The following is a 20,908-nucleotide window of genomic DNA, read 5'->3' as shown; positions in this document are numbered from 1 at the left end:
GATAAGGTTAGGTGTCAGGTGTCAGGTTGCAGGTGTTAGCGAATGGGGGGATGAGATAATGAGGGGAAAGGGGGAAACAAGTAATAAATAATAAATAAGTAGTAAGTATTCGTGGTTTTTCATTCTTAATTCTTAATTCTTAACTATTTAACGTCAGTTTGCATTAAGGCAATTTTATCGTTATTTCTAAGAAGCTATAAGGTTTTCTGACTACGAGAAAATAATGCTTTCAGCTTATCCAAAACTCAGGTTAGTTTGGCTGAGGTGTTAAGTTTTAGAGTGTTGGGGTGTTAGGCGATTGGGGTATTGGGGTATTAGAGAAGCGTGTTAATTAAACACTTTTGCCCTCCCCCCTCTCGAGGGAGGATAATAAAGGGGGGTTTACCTCTTGCCTTTTAACTTTGCCCCTTGCCCTTTGCCCTTTTAACATTAATTCCTAATTCCTAATTCAATTAGTTTATTTGTATAACTCTGTAGCTAAACGAAAAGCTAAAATACCGGGGATTAAAGCAATAACCAAAGCTACAAATACTTGAGTTTCAGAAATAGACATAAGAAAAAACTCCTGTAATAAAGGTAAATTGATACAATTTGTAAATTACTATTTAATGTGCCTTAAGATGGTAATAATTGCATGAGTTTGTAATAATTTGCAACAGAATTGAGTAAGTTATGGTTTTATCTCGTTGGTTTGCTTCGGCTAATAAAATAAATATTCACACAAATGCTCTTGCATCTAAAATAAAACAAGATCCTTACTATCGCTTTCAATCAGACTTAGAAATCGAGATTGGAGCGCAATTGGGAATAAAAATAGATGTGAATATTGCTTCTGTAGATGATTGGCTAAGACTGCCGGGTATTTCCATTACTCAGGCGAGGAGTTTAGTAGAAATCATTAATTCTGGAATAAATTTTCTCTGCTTGGAAGATTTAGCGGCGGCGTTGGGAGTATCAGTTTTAAAAATACAATCGTGGCAACCTATTTTATATTTTGCCTATTATGCTGATGATAGTTTTCATGCACCAGCAAAAGTTAATCCTAATAATGCTACGCTTAACCAATTAATAAAAATTCCTAATTTAAGCCAAGATATAGCTCAACAAATCCTGATTGATAGAGAAAGTAATGGTAAATATCGTCATATTGCTGATTTACAAAAAAGACTTAATCTAACTCCAGATTTTGCCTATCACTTAATGAATTATTTTCAGTTTTCTAATTAGGATTTAAGGGCAAGGGATAAACAACAATGGGCAATAGGCAATTAGTGAATGGTGAATAGTGAATAGTTGATAATTAAGAATTAAGAATTAAAAACCCCAAACACTTGTACGGGCGAATGGCCATTCGGCCCTACTTCCCCCTCTCCCCTCATCTCCTAAACACTCTAACACCTGCAACCCGAAACCCGATACCTGATACCTACCTTTATCCGATATTTTTAAACCGAACTGAGGTTATTATTATTGATTGAAAGAAATCCCCTAGTCTCTAATTTGCACAGGCATAATTAAATAAGTCATTTGAGCGCCACTGAGAGGGGTAGCAATAACGGGTTGGGTTGCACCATTAAATTGAAACTTGATTTCATTGGCAGATAGGGCTTTTAATCCATCCATCAAGTAGCGGATATTGAAACCTATTTCAAAGTTATCCCCGTTAATTTCGGCACTAATAGACTCTTTGGCGTTACCTAATTCTTTTGCTTCTACGGATAAGGTTACTTGCTCGTTATCAGAATTCAAGGTAAACTTGACGAGATTATTTTTTTGATCACTTAACACAGAGACTCTTTCTAAACTCTCAATCATCCGTTTGCGATCAACTACCATTGTACGCTCAAAATTGTTAGGAATCAACTGGTTATAGTTGGGATATGCACCGTCTAATTTTCGACTGGTAAGGTTTTGTTGCCCTAATTCAAAGACTACTTGCCCTTCATCGACAAATAAGGCAATGGATTCTCCTTCTTTTGCCATGGAAAGGATTTTTTCTAATTCTCTCAAAGCACGGGCAGGAATGGTTATAGTGAAATTTTGTGCTTCGGTAATGGGGGGATTAGAGTTAATTTCTTCTTCTTCTGATTCTTTTGTCTCCTCAATGGCACTGGTTTTAACAACAGCCAAACGATGGCCATCAGTGGCGGCAAACTCGAGGGTATCAAGATTGCGGGTTAAATGTACTCCTGTTAGAATTTGTTTAGTTTCATCGTTACTTGCGGCAAATAATGAGCCTTTTAAACCTTCATTTAAAGCGGCTACGGGTAATAAAAAGGCTTCTTCTCTTTCCACAACGGGTAATTCAGGATATTCTTCTCCTTTGACTCCTCTTAGCTGAAATTTTCCTGAGAGGGAGTTTATGGTAACGAGGGGATTTTCTTCCATTTCCTCTTCTTCGTAGGAAATAGTTACTTCTCCTTCTGGTAAACGGGCAATAATATCATTTAATAGTTTTGCAGGTAGGGTGATTACTCCTTCTTCTTCTACTTCGGCACAAAAGCAACTGCGCATTCCTAAACTCAAATCAAAGCCTGTAAGGGTGACTTGATTTTTTGTCTGATTTGCCACTAATAATACATTAGCTAAAATCGGATGAGTAGGACGAGTTGGCACAGCACGGCTAACTAATGATAAATTATTTTTGAGATCAACTTGAGAGCAAACTATTTTCACGGTTTTTTGATGGGCTTAACTACTTAGGACTATTGTACTCAAATGTTTTTAATTTAAACACAATCTTTCATTTTACCTCAGTTCGATGCAAGAATATCGGCTAAGGATAGGTTTTAGGTTTTAGGTGGCAGGTGTCAGGTTTGGTTTTTTAATATTGACTCATTACTCACTCATATTAAAAACAAAAAAATCAATTTATTAACTGTTATTGCCAAAAGAGGTTAAGTTTAACTCCAAATTTTAAGCTATGAACACCAGTTTATTCTAATTTATTTGTAAAGAAGTTGGCTAATGGCAGTTAGTTTTTGTTTTAGCAGTGCAAAATTGATAGGTTTACTCATATAATCATCCATTCCTGCATTTAAACATAAGATGCGATCGCTGTCCATGGCGTTTGCTGTCATTGCCATAATATAAGGTTGTTTTTCTGGGAGTAGATTTTGCCTAATCCATTTAGTGGTAGCGATACCATCCATTTCAGGCATCTGCATATCCATCAATATTAAGTTATAGTCTTTCTGTTGAAGAATTTGAATTGCATCTACGCCGTGATTAGCAATATCTGCGTGATAGCCTAACTTTTTTAGTGTTAGTGATATGACTTTTTGATTTACTAAATTATCTTCAACAATGAGAATTTTGAGAGAAGACTGACGAGTTAAAGAAGAAACAGAAGTCGAAACAATAGAAGAAGTTTGGGGATTGTTACTGACGGATAAAACAACCCTAAAATAAAAACTAGAACCTTTATTTTCTTCGCTTTCTAACCAAATTTCTCCTTCCATCATCTCTACTAAGCCTTTACAAATAGCTAATCCTAAACCTGTGCCACCATACTTGCGGTTAATAGAAGCATCTAATTGGGAAAAAGGTTGAAACAATTTTGATTGTTTATGAAGGGGAATGCCGATACCTGTATCTTGAACTATAAATAAAATTTGATAGGCTGATAGTTTCTCATTGGGGTTAATTTTTTTACCTTGAACAATTATTTTAACTTCCCCTTGTCTGGTAAATTTTATGGCATTTGCGACTAAATTAAGTAAAATCTGCCTTAAACGAATTATATCTCCTAAAAAGTAATCGGGAAGAGAATCATCAATCTCAAAAGTTAAGGATAAATTTTTCTCTTGGGCTTGAAATTGCAGTAAATCAATAACCTTTTTTACACACTGTCTCAGGGAAAAATTTTTTGTTTCTAACTCTAGTTTGTTTGATTCAATTTTCGAGAAATTAAGAATATCATTGATGATTGTCAATAAACTTTCTCCACCGTCACGAATGGTGAGTAAAAATTCTTTTTGAATGTTGTTTAAAGGAGTATCTTCTAGGAGATTAACCATACCTAAAATACCATTCATGGGAGTGCGAATTTCATGGCTAATCATCGCTAAAAACTGACTTTTGGCTAAGTTTGCTGTTTCAGCCTCTTGCTTGGCTTTAATTAATAGTCGATTACGTTGTTTAAATTCAAATAAAAGATAAACGCTCCATGCTAATAAACCAGCTAAGATTAAACCAATTATTAATATTATATGAGGGAGTATTGAGCGGTACTTTTTCAGAAAAGAGTTATTGGGAATAATCGTTATTTTCCAGTCGATGCCTCTATATTGTAATTCTGTGGATTGTTGCCATTGTAAATTGTCTTTAGGAGATGCATAGGTGCTACTGTAGATTAGTTGAGAATCTTCATAAATAAAAATTTGATAACCTTTCCATGCCTCTTGACGCAAAAGACTGTAGAGAAAACTATTAAGTTTAACAACGCTAATAAGAAAACCGTCAAATTGAGGAGGTTTGTTTGCTTGGGGAATCAAAAGAGGAATATAAATAATAAATCCTTTATCTCCTTGAATTAAATTGAGTGTGGGACTAATATAAATTGTATTATTGGCGATAGAAGTTGCGATCGCATCTTTTCGTTTATTTTCAAATTTGATATAAAGATTTTTAACATCTTCATTACCTTTTTCAGGTACTAACCAAGTGACATAATATTGAGGATTAACCCATTGAATCGCCTGATACCCAGTATAGTCCTCTATATACTCAAGGGCATCTTTTTCCCATCTTTCCTTGGGAGTGCCTTTTTCGTTTTGCCATCGTTTCTGCATCCTTTCTAAGGCTAATACTCTTGTTTTTAACTCTAACTCTGTTTTTTGCCGTAAAGAAATTAACTGAGTTTGTACTAAATTTTCTACCTGACGGTGATTATATTCTACGAGAAAACTAAAGGTTATAATAGTAATTATCATTACTGTTATCCCTATGGATATGGATATGATTGTCTGAGGTTTACGCCACAGAAGATTAAACATTTTCATCGACATATAGGGATGAGTAATGAAATTGAGGTGCTGAATTAAATATTGGGGAGAAATTAATGGTTCTCTGATTGTGAGTATGTAAATTATTAGTTAGGAAAGGTGTCAGGTGGCAGGTTTGACGGTTAAATAATAAATATTAACTTATAACAATTAATTTTTTTTTTGTTAATTCCTTATTTTACATAGCTTACAGCAATTATTTTTTATTAATTTATCATAGCTACTGTAGAAGAGCCAAATTAATTATTAACTGAGATATTTTCTTGAGTAGTCAACTGAAGGAAAACTTCCTCTAAAGAGGCTTTTAATCGTCTCATTTCATAAATACCCACTCCTTCATGAACTAACATAGAGGCTATTTCTTTGCCCACTTCAGAATCGTTTTTCAACGACAATTTTATTATAAAACGATTATCAATTCCTGTTATAGGTTCAATGATAATTTTGTCAATTGCTTCTATTTTTTTCAGTTTAGAGGTTAAACCATTAACTTCTCCTTCCACCTCTAAATGATAACCCTTATTATTAAGTTGTTGTAAAAGTTCCTCTGTTTTTCCTGTAGCGATTACCATACCCTGATTAATTATAGTGACTGTATCACAAGTCATGGTTACTTCAGGCAAGATATGGGTTGATAAAATAATGGTTTTTTCTTTTGCCAAACTTTTAATTAAGTTACGCACCTCAATAATCTGACGAGGATCTAAACCAACGGTAGGTTCATCTAAAATAATAACAGGAGGATCATGAATTATGGCTTGGGCAATACCCACTCTCTGACGGTATCCCTTTGATAATTTACCAATAATACTATTGGCACGATCTTCTATTTGACATAATTCTATTGCTTTTTTGAGGGATGAAGTGCGATCGCATCTAGGAATATTTTTAATTTTCCCGACAAAATCGAGATATTCTGTCACCGTCATTTCTGGATAGAGAGGGGGATTTTCGGGTAGATAACCAATTCTTTCTCTAACAGCAAGGGGATTTTCATGGACTTCAAAACCATCAATGATTGCTTTGCCGGTAGTCGCAGGGATATAACCACTCAAAATGCGCATTGTGGTAGTTTTTCCTGCCCCATTTGCCCCCAATAAGCCTAAAATTGAGCCTTTTTCTACGGAAAAGGAAATATCCTTGATTGCTTGGGTTGAACCGTAGTTTTTACTTAATTTTTCGACAGTAATCATTGTTTTTTAACTTCAGTTCAGTTTAAGAATATAGGATTAAGGTTAGGTGTCAGGTTTCAGGTGGTAGGGGATGAGGGGATGAGGGGAAACAAGTAATGAGTTAGGAATTAGTTAGGGGCGAATGGCCATTCGCCCGTACAGAAGTTATTAATTATCAACTATTTACCTTTGCCCTCCCCTCTATTTCGGAGGGATAAAGGGGGGTTTGCCCATTACCCTTTTCTTAAAAGTTATAGCAAACTATCCATCAACTCCATGATTTTGACTGCTTCAGGATGAATTGAGTCTTTTTCCTCTGTTTCCTTGGCGATAGCAGACTCTAATAACCCTTTCATGGCAATTAACTTAAGGCTATTTTCTGCAAAGGTAGCACTAATAGCGTCAGCAGAGCTAGTATAACCGATCGCACCTAAGTCCATCAAGGCGGATCTTCTCAATTGTAGCTCTTTTCCTTGCAAAGCAGTAACAAGAATTTCCCCATAACTATCTTCTTCTGTTAGTTGATACATTGCCCTTGCCGCACCATAAGCCACTTTAGGAATAGGATGTTTAAGAAAAGGCTTAATTAAGTTTAGGGCATTTTTTGCCTTTAAAGTACCTAAAGCCTCAATAATCGCCTCATAGGGTTCATGGGGATGAGGTTTTCCTAGGGGTGTACCCTTACCATATTTTGTTAATTCTTCCCCGTCAACCGCCGTTTCTAATAATTTCATCAAAGGTGCGATCGCTCTTGTATCATTTAACATTTCTAGGGCTTGGGCGGCAGATTCACGGACATAATAATCATCACAATCCAAGCATTTAATGAGAGGTTCAACAGACCGATTAAAACCCAATTTTCCTAGGGCTTTAGCGGCATTTCTGCGCAGGGGAAAACCACCATCAGGGGCGCGATCCTCTTTATCTTCTAAAGCCTGAATAAGAGCATTTACTGCCTCATCTGTAGCAACTCTGAATTTGCCTAACCACCAAGCGGCATAGTACCTCATACCGAGGTCTTCTTTTTGTAGTAAGTTAGCTATTGCTTTTTCTGGAGTTAAATTTGCTTCTGTCACGGTTTTTTCTTAGTTAATGAATAATTAATGAGTTCGGTGTTATGAAAGAGGTTTCAGGTTTTAGGTGTCAGGTTTCAGGGTTTTCATTAATTACTAATTCCTAATTACTAATTGCCTTTGCCTCTTGCTTTTTCTATTAGTATCTCTTATTCTCTTCAGTAGTATAATTAATTTTTCTTGTCAGGGAATAAATCATCAAGGGATTCGATGGTATCTTCTGGGGGAATTTCCTTTTCTTTCTCTTCCTCTTGAGTGTCTGTCTTAGGTGATATTTGCTCTTCTACAACGAGATTTTCTGCTTGAGAAGTCACAGTGGTTTCTATTTCAGATTCAATGTTTACATTCTCCTCCATGACTTCTGTATTTTCTTCTGTTATTTTGCTTTCTCCCTCCTCAACATCATTTTCTTTTTCCTCTTCCACAACTACTGATTTATCTTTTATGTCCTCGTTGGCTTCTTCTTGAGAATCGCTAATTAATTCTTCTTCTATGACTTTTTCCTCATCACTCTCTTGAGAAATTTCGCTTACCTCCTGATTATCTTTTTCTTCTTCTTGTGAGGATTCTGTAACATCTAAGTTTGCGATCGCTTCTTCGACTTCTACGGCGGTGGATTCAGGGTCAATTTCTTCCTCTAAATCGTCGATTTCATCCAAAAGGGATTCTGGTAATTCATCATTAACCGATTTGGAAGAAGTTTCGGCGGGTGATTTGCGGAAAATATTTCTAATTCGACCAATTAAGTTTATTTTTGGCTTATTTTCTGCTTTTTCTGTCTCATTATCTGGGGTTGTATCTGCATTATCTATTTCTATCTCCTCATCCTCTGAGGTAGTATCTATTTTTTGTTCTTCTTTACCCTCATCACTAATTGCTATGTCTTTTTCTAACTGAGGAGGAGTAGTTACTTCTTCGATGGTGTCTCTAATAACTTCTTCCCTATATGCTTTAATTTCCGTTTCTGTAGGCTGATTTTTAATTTGAGTTTCTTCTTTTGTGGTTGAAGCGACTGTGGGGGAAATTTCTTCTTTTTCCTCTGGAGGAGTGGTGATAGTTTCTGATGGTTTTTCTGGTGGGCTAGTTGTAACAACGGGTTTTTTCTTACCTAACTGGGATACCTTTGCCAACAGTTGAGCAATAAAAGTTAGAACTGAAAACCCTTCTAAGGCTTGATTTGATTGAGATTCTGCGATTAGGGCTTGTCTTAATTTACTATTTTCCCAAATAAATGCGATCGCTATTGCAACTCCTGCACATTGTCCTAGTAATACAGCACCAGTTATTCTACCTGCACAAATCCATAACACAAGGGCATAAAATAAGCCTAAACCACTCCATAAAAAATCATCTTTCCTATGTATTTTGGGACGAATAAAAGCATTTATATATAGAGATAAACTGGTTATTGCCACAAGAATTGCCAGAAAATAAGCTAACATCGCTTCTTTACCTTTTATAGATTATTTCTGTGATTATTATAAGTCATTAGTTCAATTAACAATTAGGAAAAGTTAAAAGGACAGAGTTAAAAGGCAAGAGGCAAAAGGCAAAACCCCCTTTATCCCCCCTCGAGAGGGGGGAGGGCAAAAGTGTTTAATTAACACGCTTCCCCAACACCTCAATATCCCTGACATCTTTTTCCGTAATCATCTCCAAACTAGGGTCATGAGAAAATAATCGTTACATTTCTTTTCGTTAGTTATGAAGTGTATAACTCTGGTGATAAGCTAAAAAATGCACTAAATTTAAGAAACAAATATATAATGAGCGAATTGCCTTGTCTATTACGGGTTGCCCGTGGTGAAGTTTTAGATCGTCCTCCTGTATGGATGATGCGTCAAGCTGGTAGATATATGAAAGTCTATCGTGATTTGAGAGATAAATATCCTAGTTTCCGTGAGCGTTCAGAAAATCCTGATTTAGCTATTGAAATTTCCCTTCAACCTTGGCGCGCTTTTCAGCCTGATGGGGTAATTATGTTTTCTGATATTTTAACTCCTTTACCCGGTATGGGTATTCCTTTTGATATTATTGAAAGTAAAGGTCCTATTATTGATCCTCCTATTCGTAGTTTGGCTCAAATTGAGCAGTTACATCCTCTACAACCAGAGGAGTCTTTACCCTTCATTAAAACTATCCTTAATACTTTACGTCAGGAAGTTGCCAATAAATCAACGGTTTTAGGGTTTGTGGGTGCGCCTTGGACTTTGGCGGCTTATGCTATTGAGGGTAAAAGCTCTAAAAACTATGCTGTAATTAAAAGTATGGCTTTTTCTGAGCCTGATATGCTTCACAAATTATTAGGTAAAATTGCTGATGCGATCGCAACTTATGTGCGTTATCAAATCGACTGTGGAGCTCAAGTAGTTCAGATGTTTGATTCTTGGGCAGGAGAATTAAGCCCTCAAGACTATGAAACTTTTGCTTTACCTTATCAAAAACGAGTGGTAGAACAAGTTAAAGCTACTCATCCTGATACCCCTTTAATTCTATATATTAGTGGTAGTGCAGGAGTCTTGGAAAGAATGGGACAATCAGGGGTTGATATTGTTAGCGTCGATTGGACTGTGGATATGGCAGAAGCTAGACAAAGACTCGGCAAAGAGATGAAGGTGCAGGGAAATATTGACCCCGGAGTTTTATTTGGCTCACCCGAATTCATTAGGGAAAGAATCCATGACACTGTTGCAAAAGCAGGAAAAGGTGGACATATTCTTAATTTAGGCCATGGTGTCTTAGTGGGGACTCCTGAAGATCATGTTAGAGTTTTCTTTGAAACTGCTAAATCTATTAGATATTAATTGATATAAGAAAGGGCGGGGGCAGAGTAAAAAGGCAAGAGGCAAGAGGCAAACCCCCCTTTATCCCCCCTCTCGAGGGGGGAGGGCAAAAGTGTTTAATTAACCTCCCGTAAGGGTTGAATATATTCAACCCCTACCCCCCCAATCCCCTAACCCCGAACCCCGAACTCCTAACTCAGATGTTATCTTTGAAAAAAGAGTTTACCCCTTACTTTTGAATGTTGTTACCTTCTTGGCTAGTAATAGGTGCGATCGCACTTTTGTTGAGTATTGTTATTAATCGCATACCTGCCGATGACTTACGTTGGTTTTTTCGGCTTAAGCGCCCCTCATGGTTAACTTTTGAGTTTCTTATCCCCTTTATCTGGATTTTTATTTTTGTCTGTTTAGTCTTATCTGCTAGTTTGGTTTGGGATAGCAATATCAATCTTTTTCCCAAAATAATGCTTATGTCTTCCTACGCCATATTACAAGTGTCCATACTAGCTTATACAAGAGTGATGTGTGCTGTGCGTAGTTTAGTGGTGGGAACTGCGATCGGGGCTTTTGGCTTTTTTATTGGTTTAATTTTGGCTTTTTTCGTGGCAAAAGTCGATTCTTCTGCATTGACTCTATTGATGCCATATCTTTTATGGAGTCCTATTGGTACATATGTAACTTGGGCAATGATTCCTTTAAATCGCAATGATATATAGTTACCTGAGTTGGGCGAAAAAAGTATTGAAAAATAATGAGTAGAGGCTTAGAATCGGCAAAATTTTCCCCGAAAAAATCAATTTTAATAATTTTTTATCAATTCTTATCACTTTTCCTTATTATCTTCTCCACTTTTAAGGGGAGACACAGAGGGGTTTTCCCTATTCTTTACCTTAACTTGCAATTTTATATCGAACTCATGTTTTCATTAAATGAAAATTTTTCCATCGGGCATCGTTGCACCCTCTAAAATCGCCTCTGACAAATTAACTCCCGATAAGTCTGCATCCCTTAAACTAGCACCACTTAAATTGGTATCTTTTAATATCGCCCCATTAAGACAAGCACCCCAAAGATAAGCACCTCGTAAGTTTGCCCCTGTTAAATCTGCACCTCTTAGGTTAACTAAGTTCAAATTGGCAAAACTTAAGTCCGCATTGCGCAAATCCGTTTCACTGAGATTACTTTTCATTAAGTTAGCTTGTACTATTTCTGCTCCTTTCATTTGCCCATGATACAATTGGACATTTTTTAAATTGGCTTTGTGCAAGACGCTACGACGGAAAAAAGCACCAGTGAGATTACTTCCTGAAAAATCCGCTCCATAAAGTTTTGTACCACTTAATTTTGCTTCTTCTAAATCCATCCCGCTAAAGTTCAAACCGTGTAAGTCTAAACCGTTAAGAAATGCCCCCTTTAATTTTATGCCGTATAAGGTTGCCCCCCTTAAGTTTGCACCGCTCAACCTCGCATGGTTTAAATTTGTCCAATTTAGATTTGCCCCTTGTAAATTTGCCCCTCGAAGATTAATTCCATCGAGATTTGCACCACATAGGTTAACCCCGGGTAGATTTGCCATGTAAAGACTCACCCATGTTAAAACTGCACCGCTTAATGTTGCTCCCTGTAAATCTGCTTTATGTAATTGAGCGCCTCTTAAATCTGCCTTGGTTAAGTCGGCTTCTATCAGTTGAGCTTCTTTTAACTTAACAAAACTTAAATTTGCCCCATATAAAAACGCTCCTCTTAAATCTGATTCTAAAAGAAAACAACGCTCTAAATCTGACCATGCAAGATGGGTTTCAATCATTTTGGAGTAAGAAAAGTTAGAATTACTCAGTTTTATTCCACTTAAATTACTTTTGCTTAAATTAGTGTTGCGAAAATCTCGATCGCCCTCTTGATAGCGTTTGATAACATCGGTAACAGTCATTTCCTTTTCTCCTTAAAAGATAGCGAAATGGGGTATTAAATCATTTTTTATTAACTAATAATATTAAATGAAAAAAAACAACCTCTCCCTATATTTTATATTCTTTGATTTATCTCTCATTTTTTATCAACAAATTCACATTAAATTTATCGAAACTTGATTTTTATTAATAAAAATACACATCATCTAAGTTTAGAGTTCAGAGTTTGTGATTATAATTTTTTCTTAATAGAATAAGTTACTCCCAACAATAAAATCAAAGCACCGATGACCACTAACAACTGAGGTATTTCTTGAAAAAACCACCATGCAAATAAACTGGAAATAACAGGCTCAAATAAAATCAATAAAGAAATAGTGGTAGGAGAAAAGTATTTTAAAGACCAATTTAAACTTGTATGACCAATTATTTGAGAGATAATAGCCATTAAAATTAAATATATATAAATATTTAAGGAATGACCTCCATAGCTAGTTCCGAAAAGTGGAGGTAAAGGTAATAAACATAATGCTCCTGTGAAGTAAGCAATAGTAACGTATTGTTTTGTGGTAAGTCCTTTCTGTTGTGCCAATGTGCCTAGTAGGATATAGCCACTAGCAAACCAACTACCCATTAATGCCAATATTGCACCTAATAAAGGATTTGAGCTAAAACTATTACCTCCATGGGCAAAGGCAATCAATACACTACCTAAGACTGCGATCGCAATACCGATAATGGTTTTTCGAGTTAATTTTTGTCCTAAGCACCACCAAGAAAGCAAAGCCACCCATAAGGGATTAGTAGTGACGAGACTCACGGAAGCGGCAACGGAAGTAAAACCTAATGAGCTTATCCATGTGGCAAAATGTAGCCCTAAACAAATACCAGCCCCCAAACCGTAATAAACAGCAGAAGAATGATTCTTGTTGATTGTCCATAAATCACCATAAGAGGGAATTAAGAGAAGGGTAGAAATTATTAATCTACCTGCGGCGATGAATAAACTAAATCCAACGGTAACTTCATTTATTTCCCGTTGAGATAAACGCACAAAAATAGCGGCTAAAGAAACGCAGATAATGCCAACTCCTAGAATAGTTCTTTTTTGCCAGTCTGATGGAATGTTCACTTATGAAAAATTGTAGGTATATTCTTTTTATTTTTACGATGAATGATATAAACAAAAATTAATAATAATTAACAATATATTATCTTTCTGTCTTTTATTTCCTTACTGAAGTATAGTAAATTTAGATATTCAATGATATTTTGGGGAGTTCAATATGGATAATTATTCTCCTGCTCACGTTACATTAATTAATAGTAAATTAAAAGAAAAAGTAGAGTATATTCTTTCTAGTCAATCCCTTAATTTAATGGGCAGATCTCCTGATTGTCAAGTAGTTTTAGATCCTCAAGAATATATTACTGTATCCCGTTATCATGCACAAATTCAATTAATAGAAAAAGATGATAATTTTTCTTGGCAAATAGAAGATAAAGGAACAACCAATGGTACTTTTATTAATGGGGAAAAAATCGTTTCTCCTTATACCCTGAAAAGCGGCGATCGCATCTTACTAGGATTAAAAGGACCAGAATTTATTTTCACTACAGAAATATTGAATCCAACGGTATTAGTTGAAGATTCTCCCTCAGAGATTAATCAAGATAAAGATAAATTAGAAAATCAAGATATAAATACCGAGACGCTAAAAGAAGATATAACAAACAAGAAAACTAATAAAGAAAAAATAGTTACTAATAAAATAGAAAAAGAAGAAGAAAATAATCAAAATTTACCTCAAGAAAAAAGAACAGATAAACCGAAAATTGAAAAAGAAAAAATTAACCTTGATACTTATTTAAAACCAATTAGTATTTCTGAAAAAAGTCTTTTCAATTTATTGAATTTTCAAGACATAGCTACCTTAGAAATAGATAGCAAAGAAGTTCAATGTTGCGTATTTAATCCTCAAAATCAATTAATTGCGATCGCACTTTCTAACAAAAACATAGAAATATGGGAATGGCAAACAAAAACAAGAATTTTAACCCTAGAAAATGCCCATAGAATTAGTGTAAATAGCTTAAACTTTAGCCATGATAGTAAAAAATTAATTAGTGGTGGTAGCGATAAAATAGTTAAAATTTGGGATATAGAAAATCAAGTAGAAATAGCATCCTTGTCAGGGCATAAAATGGCAATAAATACCCTCTGTTTTAGTCAAGATGATAAATTGTTAGCGAGTAGTGGCAGTGATAAAATAATTAAAATTTGGAATGTAGAAAATCAAGCAGAAATAGCATCCTTATCAGGGCATAAAATGGCTGTAAATAGCCTTTATTTTAGTAATGATAACCACTATCTAATTAGTGGAGGAGGAGATAAATTAATCAAAATTTGGAATATAGAAAAACAAGAAGAAGAAAAAAATATCAAAATGGAAAATAAATCTCCTATTCAATCCTTAACTTTTAGTCCTGATAATAAATTAATTATTTGTTTACTTCAAGATGGAAAAATTTGTATTTATGACCGAGAAAAAGAAACAGAATTAATCACTTTAACATCTCCTGATATATGGGGAGAATTAATTGCAATTAATCAAAATGGAAATTTATTCATCAGCAAATCCCCAGATAAAGGCATTGTTATTGGGCAAATTTAACCCTGTTGTTTCCTGTTGTTTACCCTCGGCAACACCACTTTTTCATCAACCCTCAATTAAAACCATCAAATCTGTTATCTGAAACCCGAAACTTAACCAAATTCAATATCCTTATGCCAAACTAAGGTTAATTAATTCTCGAAGTTGGTAAAAATAAAAAATTATATATTTCTGCTATATTTGCTAATATTAGTTAATTCTAATCAAAATCTCCCAATGACTTATGTTAGCCCACGATACCTTACCAAAAAGAAATACTAATGCTGTCGTAAAAAATAAATCCCTTAATCAAAGAGATTTTCGCCCTAAATCTAGTCATTCCCACAATCAAGAACAAACCTTAAATAAAAACCCTAGGCGCGTTCAAGAAAGAAATAGTCATACTTCTCAATCTTCAGAATCAATACAGTATCCTCTATGGTTAAAAAGTTTTATCGTCCTTAATCATTTTTCATCTGTTATTTGTGGTCTGAGTGTTGGTACGGCATTGGTAATGTATGGTATGACAGTTTATGCCCCAAAGCAGTGGACTAATAAATATCATCAGTTACAAAATTTGCAAAAACAAGAAAGACAATTTACTTTTACTGATGAAGTTCTGAAGGATACATTGGCAGAATCCGCCCAACAGCAGGGATCTGGTTTTGTAAATCCAGACCAGAGTAAGCCCCCTATTTTCTTACCAGAAACTAATGCCACCGCCATTACCCAAAAATCAATTAATCCAGTCAAAATTAAAAAAGTCAACCCTATTTATCCTGTTGCCTATTAACATTAAACTGATTGGTTCTGTTGCTTCTCATTGTGGTAAATTGTTGATTAGGACAAGGATGAGTAAAAGCCCTCTGTATTTCCCCTTTTAAGGGGATAAGGTAACAAGAAAATTGTCAAATGATAAACAATAATTTATAAACTTTTAACTTTATATTTAACCTGAAACTTTTTAAAGGTTAATTTATCATAACTACGGTAGAAGAATCAATTTATTTCTTTTTAGTCAATTGTTTGTAATAATGCTAAATTATTTAACTTCCTCAAGATGAATGTTTTTAAACTAAAATCTGATAATGACCATGTTGGTAACTCTCAATCTAACAGTAAATTGAGTAACCTAAAATTAGCTTTTACTCAGTTAAATTTTGATACATGGATTAGACTATTACTGATTTGGTTGTTTTTAGTTTTTGGAGCAACTGGTTTAGGATGGCGACTATATAAATTACAAATAGTCAAGGGAGATGAGTTAGTTAAACTGGCAAAACAGCAACAAACATATAACTTTCGTCCATATATTCCCCGTCGCTCGGTTACGGATGCACGGGGTAATGTTATTGCCCTTGATAAAGTGGTTTATAAGGTTTATGTTCATCCTGTGATGTTAAATGAGGATAAGGATGTAGTTGCTGAAAAATTAGCAACTATTCTTACAGACAGGGACAAAAATGAGATTTTAAAAGTTTTAAATAGTGGTGATACTGGCATCGTTTTAGCTCGAACTGTAACGGAAGACCAAGGAAATAGTATTAAAGAATTGGGATTTGAAGGAATTGACCTAGAAAAACGCTATGCTCGTTTCTACCCTCAAGGGGAATTGTTTGCTGACATAATCGGTTATGTGGATACAGAACATAGTGGACAGGCGGGAATAGAATATAGTCAGCAAGATTTATTAGAACGAGATTTAACTCAACTAGATTTCAAATCGATGATGACGGTAAAAAAAGATGGTGAGGGGGCTATTATTCCTGCTTCTTTGCCTGATGGTATCGTCCAATTAGATGATTTACAACTACAACTTACCCTTGATACAAAACTACAAAGGGCGGCAAGGGATTCTCTCAAAGCACAAATTAAAAAATTTAATGCGAAACGAGGGGCAGTTATCGTCATGAATGTGCATACAGGGGAGATAGTTTCTCTAGTGAGTGAACCTACTTACGATCCTAATAATTATTCGAGCTATGATTTTGCCCTTTACAAAAATTGGACTGTAACAGATAGTTATGAGCCGGGTTCAACTTTTAAACCCATAAATATTGCGATCGCACTTGATGAGGGGGTTATTGATTCTAACTCAAGAGTATTAGACGCTCCCAGTGTGGTAATTGATGGATGGCCTATTTCTAATGCTTCTAAAACGGGAAAAGGGTGGGTGAGTATCACCAAAGCCATGGAAGATTCTAGTAATACAGCTATGATTTATACCATGAAAAAACTAAGCCGAGAAAAATACTACCAAAGATTAGAAGAATTAGGCTTAGATAAATTAATGGGAGTTGATTTACCTTTTGAAGCCACAGGATATATAAAGCCGAAAAATATTTTCACCGCCAGAGACATCGAAACAGCAGTATCTGCCTTTGGACAAGGATTATCTCTCACTCCTTTAAAATTAGTACAACTTCACGCGGCCATTGCTAATGGAGGAAAGCTAGTTACCCCTCACGTTGTCAAAGGTTTAGTTAATGCAGAAGGAGAAATAGAATCTAGTGCTTCATTAAAAACTAAACAGGTATTTTCCCCCGAATCTGCCCGTAGTGTCAACCTTATGATGCAGTCAGTAGTTGCCAATGGTACAGGTAAAGCCGCTCAGATAGAAGGCTATCACATAGGCGGTAAAACAGGAACAGCCCAAAAACATGATGGTAGAGGAAGATATAAAGCAGATGCTAAAATCACCAGTTTTATTTCCATTTTACCCAGTGATGATCCTCAATATATTGTTTTTGCCGTAGTAGATGAACCAAAAGGAGCAAATACTTATGGCTCAACTGTTGCCGCTCCTGTAGTTAAAGATGTTATTAAAGCCATTATTAGGACTTATGGAATTCCCCCTTCCTATACTCCCTAAAAGCTAAAAGTTTTTTATTTTCAATTTATTTTTATCTTTTAACGTGAAGTTATTTAGCTGTAATTACTTCCACATAACGTAATATTTTTTCTTTTATTTTAAAGCCTTGACGGACAATTTTTGTGATGGTTTGTTCGGGTATATCATCACGAATTTCTCTATCTACCACTTTACAAACACTAAAATCAGGGGTATCTTCATCAAAATCAATTCTTTCTACTTCTCTACGGGATAAAATAGTTAACAATTTCTCTTGCATAGTGTTGACAAATTTAGGTAATCTTTTAAAGGCTTTGGGGTTAAAATTTTCCTCTTGTAAATTATTATCTAAGTAATCAATTAAAAATTCTAAACTATCAAAAATATCTAATAATTCACTATATAAAGCCTCTTCTTTTGCTTCACTTTCTTGTTGTTGAATTTTGACTAATTGTTGTAATTTAGTTTTTTCTTTCAACAGGTTTTGATTTTCTGATAGTAGTTTGTCTCTTTGAGTTTTTGTGATAATTAACCCGTCTTTTTCTGGTTGATTTTTCTGGGATGAAAAAATATTTTTCCACAAATTAATACTATTCATAATTTTATATTTATTTAGAGAGTTAAATAAGTCTTAAGAAAATAGTTGTTTGCCTAAAGTGCGATCGCGCTCTGAAATTATTTCACTTTCCTGATAGGCTTGATCTAAATTATCAAACTCAGGAACTAAATTAATTACGGGAATAGGTTCATTTAAAGCAGATAAATCATGATTTTTAAACCTTTGAATTAACGGTAAATTAGGTCTAAGAAAATCTGCAATTAAACGCTGTTGATTATCCATTAACTGCTTTCTAGCTTCGGCAATTTGTTTAGGATTATACTTCTTTTTTTTCATTGCCATGGCAAAGGCTTTGACTATTTCAGCATGAGAAGCGGCAGGAGATACTTCTAAAACATCATAAGGATTAGGTATTATTTTATCATTTTTAATCATATTTAAACCTCTTAATTAAATAATTTTTAATGCACGATAAACCTCTCGAAAATTAGGCTCATGAGGACAAATTTGATAAGCCCATCTTCCTAATTGTTGTAAAGTTTCCCAGTCTAATTCCCTCGCTTCTGCACCCTTTAATGCAATTTCTACACAAATAGAAGCTACTAAATATTTAATTTCTTGATTGGAAGAATATCTTGCTTTTCTTACGGCATCTTCAAAGCGATTTTGTTTGAGTAGTTTATCAATTTCTTCTGCTTCTCGACTATATTCTAATCTACTCAGTAAATCTATAACTAAAGGGTTATTTCTATCAATATTTTGTACATCTTTTAGTTTATTAATAGCTTGGGAAAAAGATATTTTTTCATCGGCTACTTGTTGAGAAATTTCTCTCGCTTTAAACTCCGCTAAATAGCTGGCAGATTGATTTGATTTTAATAAATCATACCAGAATTGAGCAAATTCTAAATGCTCTTTTAAATCCTCTATTTTTTGTCTTTGTTTTTCACATAATTTATTAATATTTTCTACCCAATCATGATTATTTTTTATTTCTGTTTGAGAAATTTCTAAGGGATTTTTTGCTTTTCTCCAGCTATGATGTTGTAGATAATAACACCCCTCATAATAGTTTATTAAATGATAGGCTAGTTTTTCTACTCCCGATGAATGTTGTTGAGATGGTTTAATTTTAATCGCCCTTTCTGTGTCGTTTTTCAAACAAGCGGCAACGGCTAAACCATAATTAGTAAATAAGGTTGACAGTTTATCTGTTTTTAATTGAATACTTTTTAATTGTGTTTGATGTTGTAAATAAAATCCGGGAGTGATAAATATTTGTTTGATTTTTATTCCCATCTGGGGTGGATTGCCCATTAATTCTAAGGCTAGATTTTCTCTTCTCAATACATCTCGAAGCTGATAGTATTTATCTAGGTTATTATCTTTATATTTGTCGATCGCACCTTCTACTATTTTAATCAAATCTTCTCTTATTTTTTCATAGTTAATCTCATTGATATTCAACCAAGATATATTCTGGAAAACCTCACTTTTGTTAATATTTAACAATACTGTCATCCAACAATTAATCCATCTTTCTATATAGTTTTCATCTAGTTGGGCTTGATAATAAAGTGCGATCGCCATATTATGTAAAGTGGTTAAATTCGGACTCTGTTTAAATTCTTGCTCTAATTGATTTATAATCTTAATTAAATTTTGAGATTGCCATAGTTGATGTTGTAAAGCTGGTTGGATATGTTTGTTTAAATTATGATCAATTTTGGGATCATAACCGTATTGTTTAAGGAAATTTTGACAGTAATTTTTTGCCTCTTGATATTGAGATTCTTTAACTAAATCTTCAATTTTTTTAATGATTTGTATTTTTTCTCTTTCAATTAAACTTTTTAATGATTCTTTGCTAGTATTAATGGTTGGATTATTAACTAATTTCCATTCTTTGACTGCATTTTGATAGTCATTTTTTTGTAGATAAATAAAACCCCGTAAATAATTTGCCCTTTCTGTCTGAAAATTTTTTAAATAAGATAGAGCAGAGGTAAAATTATGTTGTTTGATGTCAATCAATGCTAATCGATAAGAAGCATCTTTTAATTGGGGTAATTTAGATAAAGCAGATAAATACTGTTTTTTAGCAAGAGTTAGATTATCAATTTTTTCAGCCATTAAACCTTGTCGATAGTCAGTTTTCGCATCAATAACTATCCGCAATTTTTCTTTTAATTCATTCCCATCTTGACGCTGAAATTTATCTAAGGCAACTTCTAATTGATTATAGGCAGAAATGAAATTGCCTTGTTGAGCAAGGGATTTAATAATTTTTAAGTCATTTTCATATTGAATCTGTAGTTTTATTTGATATTCACATTCAATAATTTCTTTATCTAAATCAGCAACTCTATATATTTTTTGTGCATCTAATAAGTAGGGTAATCCTTCTTTGAAAAATCCCGTATCAACTAAATTTTTCCCTTTTTGATACAAAGACTGAAATTTATTTCTACTATTAATTTTATCCTTTAAAACTTGAGCCGTAACAGTAGATTCAGTATCATATAAAATTTCATTAGATTTTTCTAAATATTCTAGGGCTTTAGTTAAAAAACTATTATCAAAAGGATCATTTTTATCTTGTTCAATTAAATTTTTTCCTTGATTTATATAGTGCCTAGCTTTATTCAGATTTAATCGCCATTCTGTTAATTTTGTTTTGACATTTTCTAATAAATAACCCCCAGACATTTCTCTAACTATTTGCTCACGCCAAGAGGGATTTTCTTTCCATAAAGATAAAATTTCTTCCCCTAGCTTAATCGCTTCCTCCAGTTTTTTTAACTTAGCTAATTCCTTCGCCTCTAAAAACTTTTTCTGACTTTTCTCTGAATTTTCAAAAACTGCTTTTGTTTTAGCAATAAAATCAAATAAACCCATCG

At 34.2% G+C, this 20,908-nt stretch carries 17 protein-coding genes; 6 read left to right on the top strand and 11 right to left on the bottom strand.

The genetic code is table 11. The features are described from left to right. Positions 1 to 457: 457 nt before the first annotated feature. The gene (gene psaM / locus CYAN10605_RS09875; protein WP_015219798.1) at positions 458 to 553 is read right to left on the bottom strand and encodes a photosystem I reaction center subunit XII; all 96 of its coding nucleotides are present in this window, start codon (positions 551 to 553) and stop codon (positions 458 to 460) included. Between the two features lie 119 nt (positions 554 to 672). On the opposite strand from psaM, the gene CYAN10605_RS09870 reads away from it, so the two are divergent. Then, positions 673 to 1,227 carry a ComEA family DNA-binding protein gene (locus CYAN10605_RS09870; RefSeq protein WP_015219797.1) on the top strand — a complete coding sequence of 185 codons (555 nt, stop codon included), beginning with the start codon at positions 673 to 675 and terminating at the stop codon, positions 1,225 to 1,227. 261 nt (positions 1,228 to 1,488) lie between these two features. Here CYAN10605_RS09870 and dnaN read toward each other — a convergent pair whose 3' ends face one another. From dnaN to CYAN10605_RS17845, 5 genes are all read right to left on the bottom strand, one after another. Continuing rightward, positions 1,489 to 2,676: a DNA polymerase III subunit beta gene (gene dnaN, locus CYAN10605_RS09865; protein ID WP_015219796.1), complete on the bottom strand. Its 1,188-nt coding sequence runs from the start codon at positions 2,674 to 2,676 to the stop codon at positions 1,489 to 1,491. 269 nt (positions 2,677 to 2,945) lie between these two features. Continuing rightward, complete coding sequence (locus tag CYAN10605_RS09860) at positions 2,946 to 4,934, bottom strand: ATP-binding protein (RefSeq protein WP_015219795.1); 1,989 nt, start codon at positions 4,932 to 4,934, stop codon at positions 2,946 to 2,948. A 311-nt stretch (positions 4,935 to 5,245) separates the two neighbouring features. Beyond that, positions 5,246 to 6,199, bottom strand: coding sequence for an ABC transporter ATP-binding protein (locus CYAN10605_RS09855; protein ID WP_015219794.1), 954 nt, complete (start codon positions 6,197 to 6,199; stop codon positions 5,246 to 5,248). A gap of 230 nt (positions 6,200 to 6,429) precedes the next feature. After that, the gene (cpcE, locus tag CYAN10605_RS09850) at positions 6,430 to 7,254 is read right to left on the bottom strand and encodes a C-phycocyanin alpha-cysteine-84 phycocyanobilin lyase subunit CpcE (protein WP_015219793.1); all 825 of its coding nucleotides are present in this window, start codon (positions 7,252 to 7,254) and stop codon (positions 6,430 to 6,432) included. A gap of 167 nt (positions 7,255 to 7,421) precedes the next feature. Next, positions 7,422 to 8,693, bottom strand: coding sequence for a Ycf66 family protein (locus CYAN10605_RS17845; protein ID WP_015219792.1), 1,272 nt, complete (start codon positions 8,691 to 8,693; stop codon positions 7,422 to 7,424). Between the two features lie 324 nt (positions 8,694 to 9,017). Here CYAN10605_RS17845 and hemE point away from each other — a divergent pair, with 324 nt between their 5' ends. Then, complete coding sequence (gene hemE, locus CYAN10605_RS09840) at positions 9,018 to 10,055, top strand: uroporphyrinogen decarboxylase (RefSeq protein WP_015219791.1); 1,038 nt, start codon at positions 9,018 to 9,020, stop codon at positions 10,053 to 10,055. 218 nt (positions 10,056 to 10,273) lie between these two features. Continuing rightward, positions 10,274 to 10,750 carry a TspO/MBR family protein gene (locus tag CYAN10605_RS09835; RefSeq protein ID WP_015219790.1) on the top strand — a complete coding sequence of 159 codons (477 nt, stop codon included), beginning with the start codon at positions 10,274 to 10,276 and terminating at the stop codon, positions 10,748 to 10,750. A gap of 209 nt (positions 10,751 to 10,959) precedes the next feature. Here CYAN10605_RS09835 and CYAN10605_RS09830 read toward each other — a convergent pair whose 3' ends face one another. Continuing rightward, positions 10,960 to 11,964 (bottom strand): pentapeptide repeat-containing protein, encoded by a 1,005-nt coding sequence (locus CYAN10605_RS09830; RefSeq protein WP_015219789.1) that lies wholly within the window; start codon positions 11,962 to 11,964, stop codon positions 10,960 to 10,962. Between the two features lie 212 nt (positions 11,965 to 12,176). After that, positions 12,177 to 13,076 carry a DMT family transporter gene (locus CYAN10605_RS09825; RefSeq protein WP_015219788.1) on the bottom strand — a complete coding sequence of 300 codons (900 nt, stop codon included), beginning with the start codon at positions 13,074 to 13,076 and terminating at the stop codon, positions 12,177 to 12,179. Between the two features lie 154 nt (positions 13,077 to 13,230). On the opposite strand from CYAN10605_RS09825, the gene CYAN10605_RS09820 reads away from it, so the two are divergent. The 3 genes from CYAN10605_RS09820 to CYAN10605_RS09810 all read left to right on the top strand — a co-directional run bounded on the left by CYAN10605_RS09820 (position 13,231) and on the right by CYAN10605_RS09810 (position 17,470). Further along, on the top strand, positions 13,231 to 14,619 hold the full coding sequence (locus CYAN10605_RS09820) for a WD40 domain-containing protein (RefSeq protein ID WP_015219787.1): 1,389 nt from the start codon (positions 13,231 to 13,233) through the stop codon (positions 14,617 to 14,619). Between the two features lie 223 nt (positions 14,620 to 14,842). Beyond that, complete coding sequence (locus tag CYAN10605_RS17840) at positions 14,843 to 15,391, top strand: hypothetical protein (RefSeq protein ID WP_015219786.1); 549 nt, start codon at positions 14,843 to 14,845, stop codon at positions 15,389 to 15,391. 267 nt (positions 15,392 to 15,658) lie between these two features. Continuing rightward, complete coding sequence (locus tag CYAN10605_RS09810) at positions 15,659 to 17,470, top strand: peptidoglycan D,D-transpeptidase FtsI family protein (protein ID WP_015219785.1); 1,812 nt, start codon at positions 15,659 to 15,661, stop codon at positions 17,468 to 17,470. A 49-nt stretch (positions 17,471 to 17,519) separates the two neighbouring features. Here the strand turns inward: CYAN10605_RS09810 and CYAN10605_RS09805 are convergent, their stop codons facing one another. The 3 genes from CYAN10605_RS09805 to CYAN10605_RS09795 are packed head-to-tail and all read right to left on the bottom strand — an operon-like array spanning position 17,520 to position 20,906. Beyond that, positions 17,520 to 18,047, bottom strand: a complete 528-nt coding sequence (locus tag CYAN10605_RS09805; protein WP_015219784.1) for a nucleotide exchange factor GrpE — start codon at positions 18,045 to 18,047, stop codon at positions 17,520 to 17,522. Between the two features lie 33 nt (positions 18,048 to 18,080). Continuing rightward, entirely contained in the window at positions 18,081 to 18,443 is a 363-nt protein-coding gene (locus CYAN10605_RS09800) for a J domain-containing protein (RefSeq protein WP_015219783.1), read from the bottom strand. A 15-nt stretch (positions 18,444 to 18,458) separates the two neighbouring features. Further along, positions 18,459 to 20,906 (bottom strand): YfgM family protein, encoded by a 2,448-nt coding sequence (locus tag CYAN10605_RS09795; protein WP_015219782.1) that lies wholly within the window; start codon positions 20,904 to 20,906, stop codon positions 18,459 to 18,461. Positions 20,907 to 20,908: the final 2 nt, after the last annotated feature.

The organism is Cyanobacterium aponinum PCC 10605, assembly GCF_000317675.1.
Taxonomy (GTDB): Bacteria; Cyanobacteriota; Cyanobacteriia; order Cyanobacteriales; family Cyanobacteriaceae; genus PCC-10605.
The sequence above is the reverse complement of the archived record's forward strand: the minus strand, read 5'-3'. Positions and strand labels throughout refer to the sequence as shown.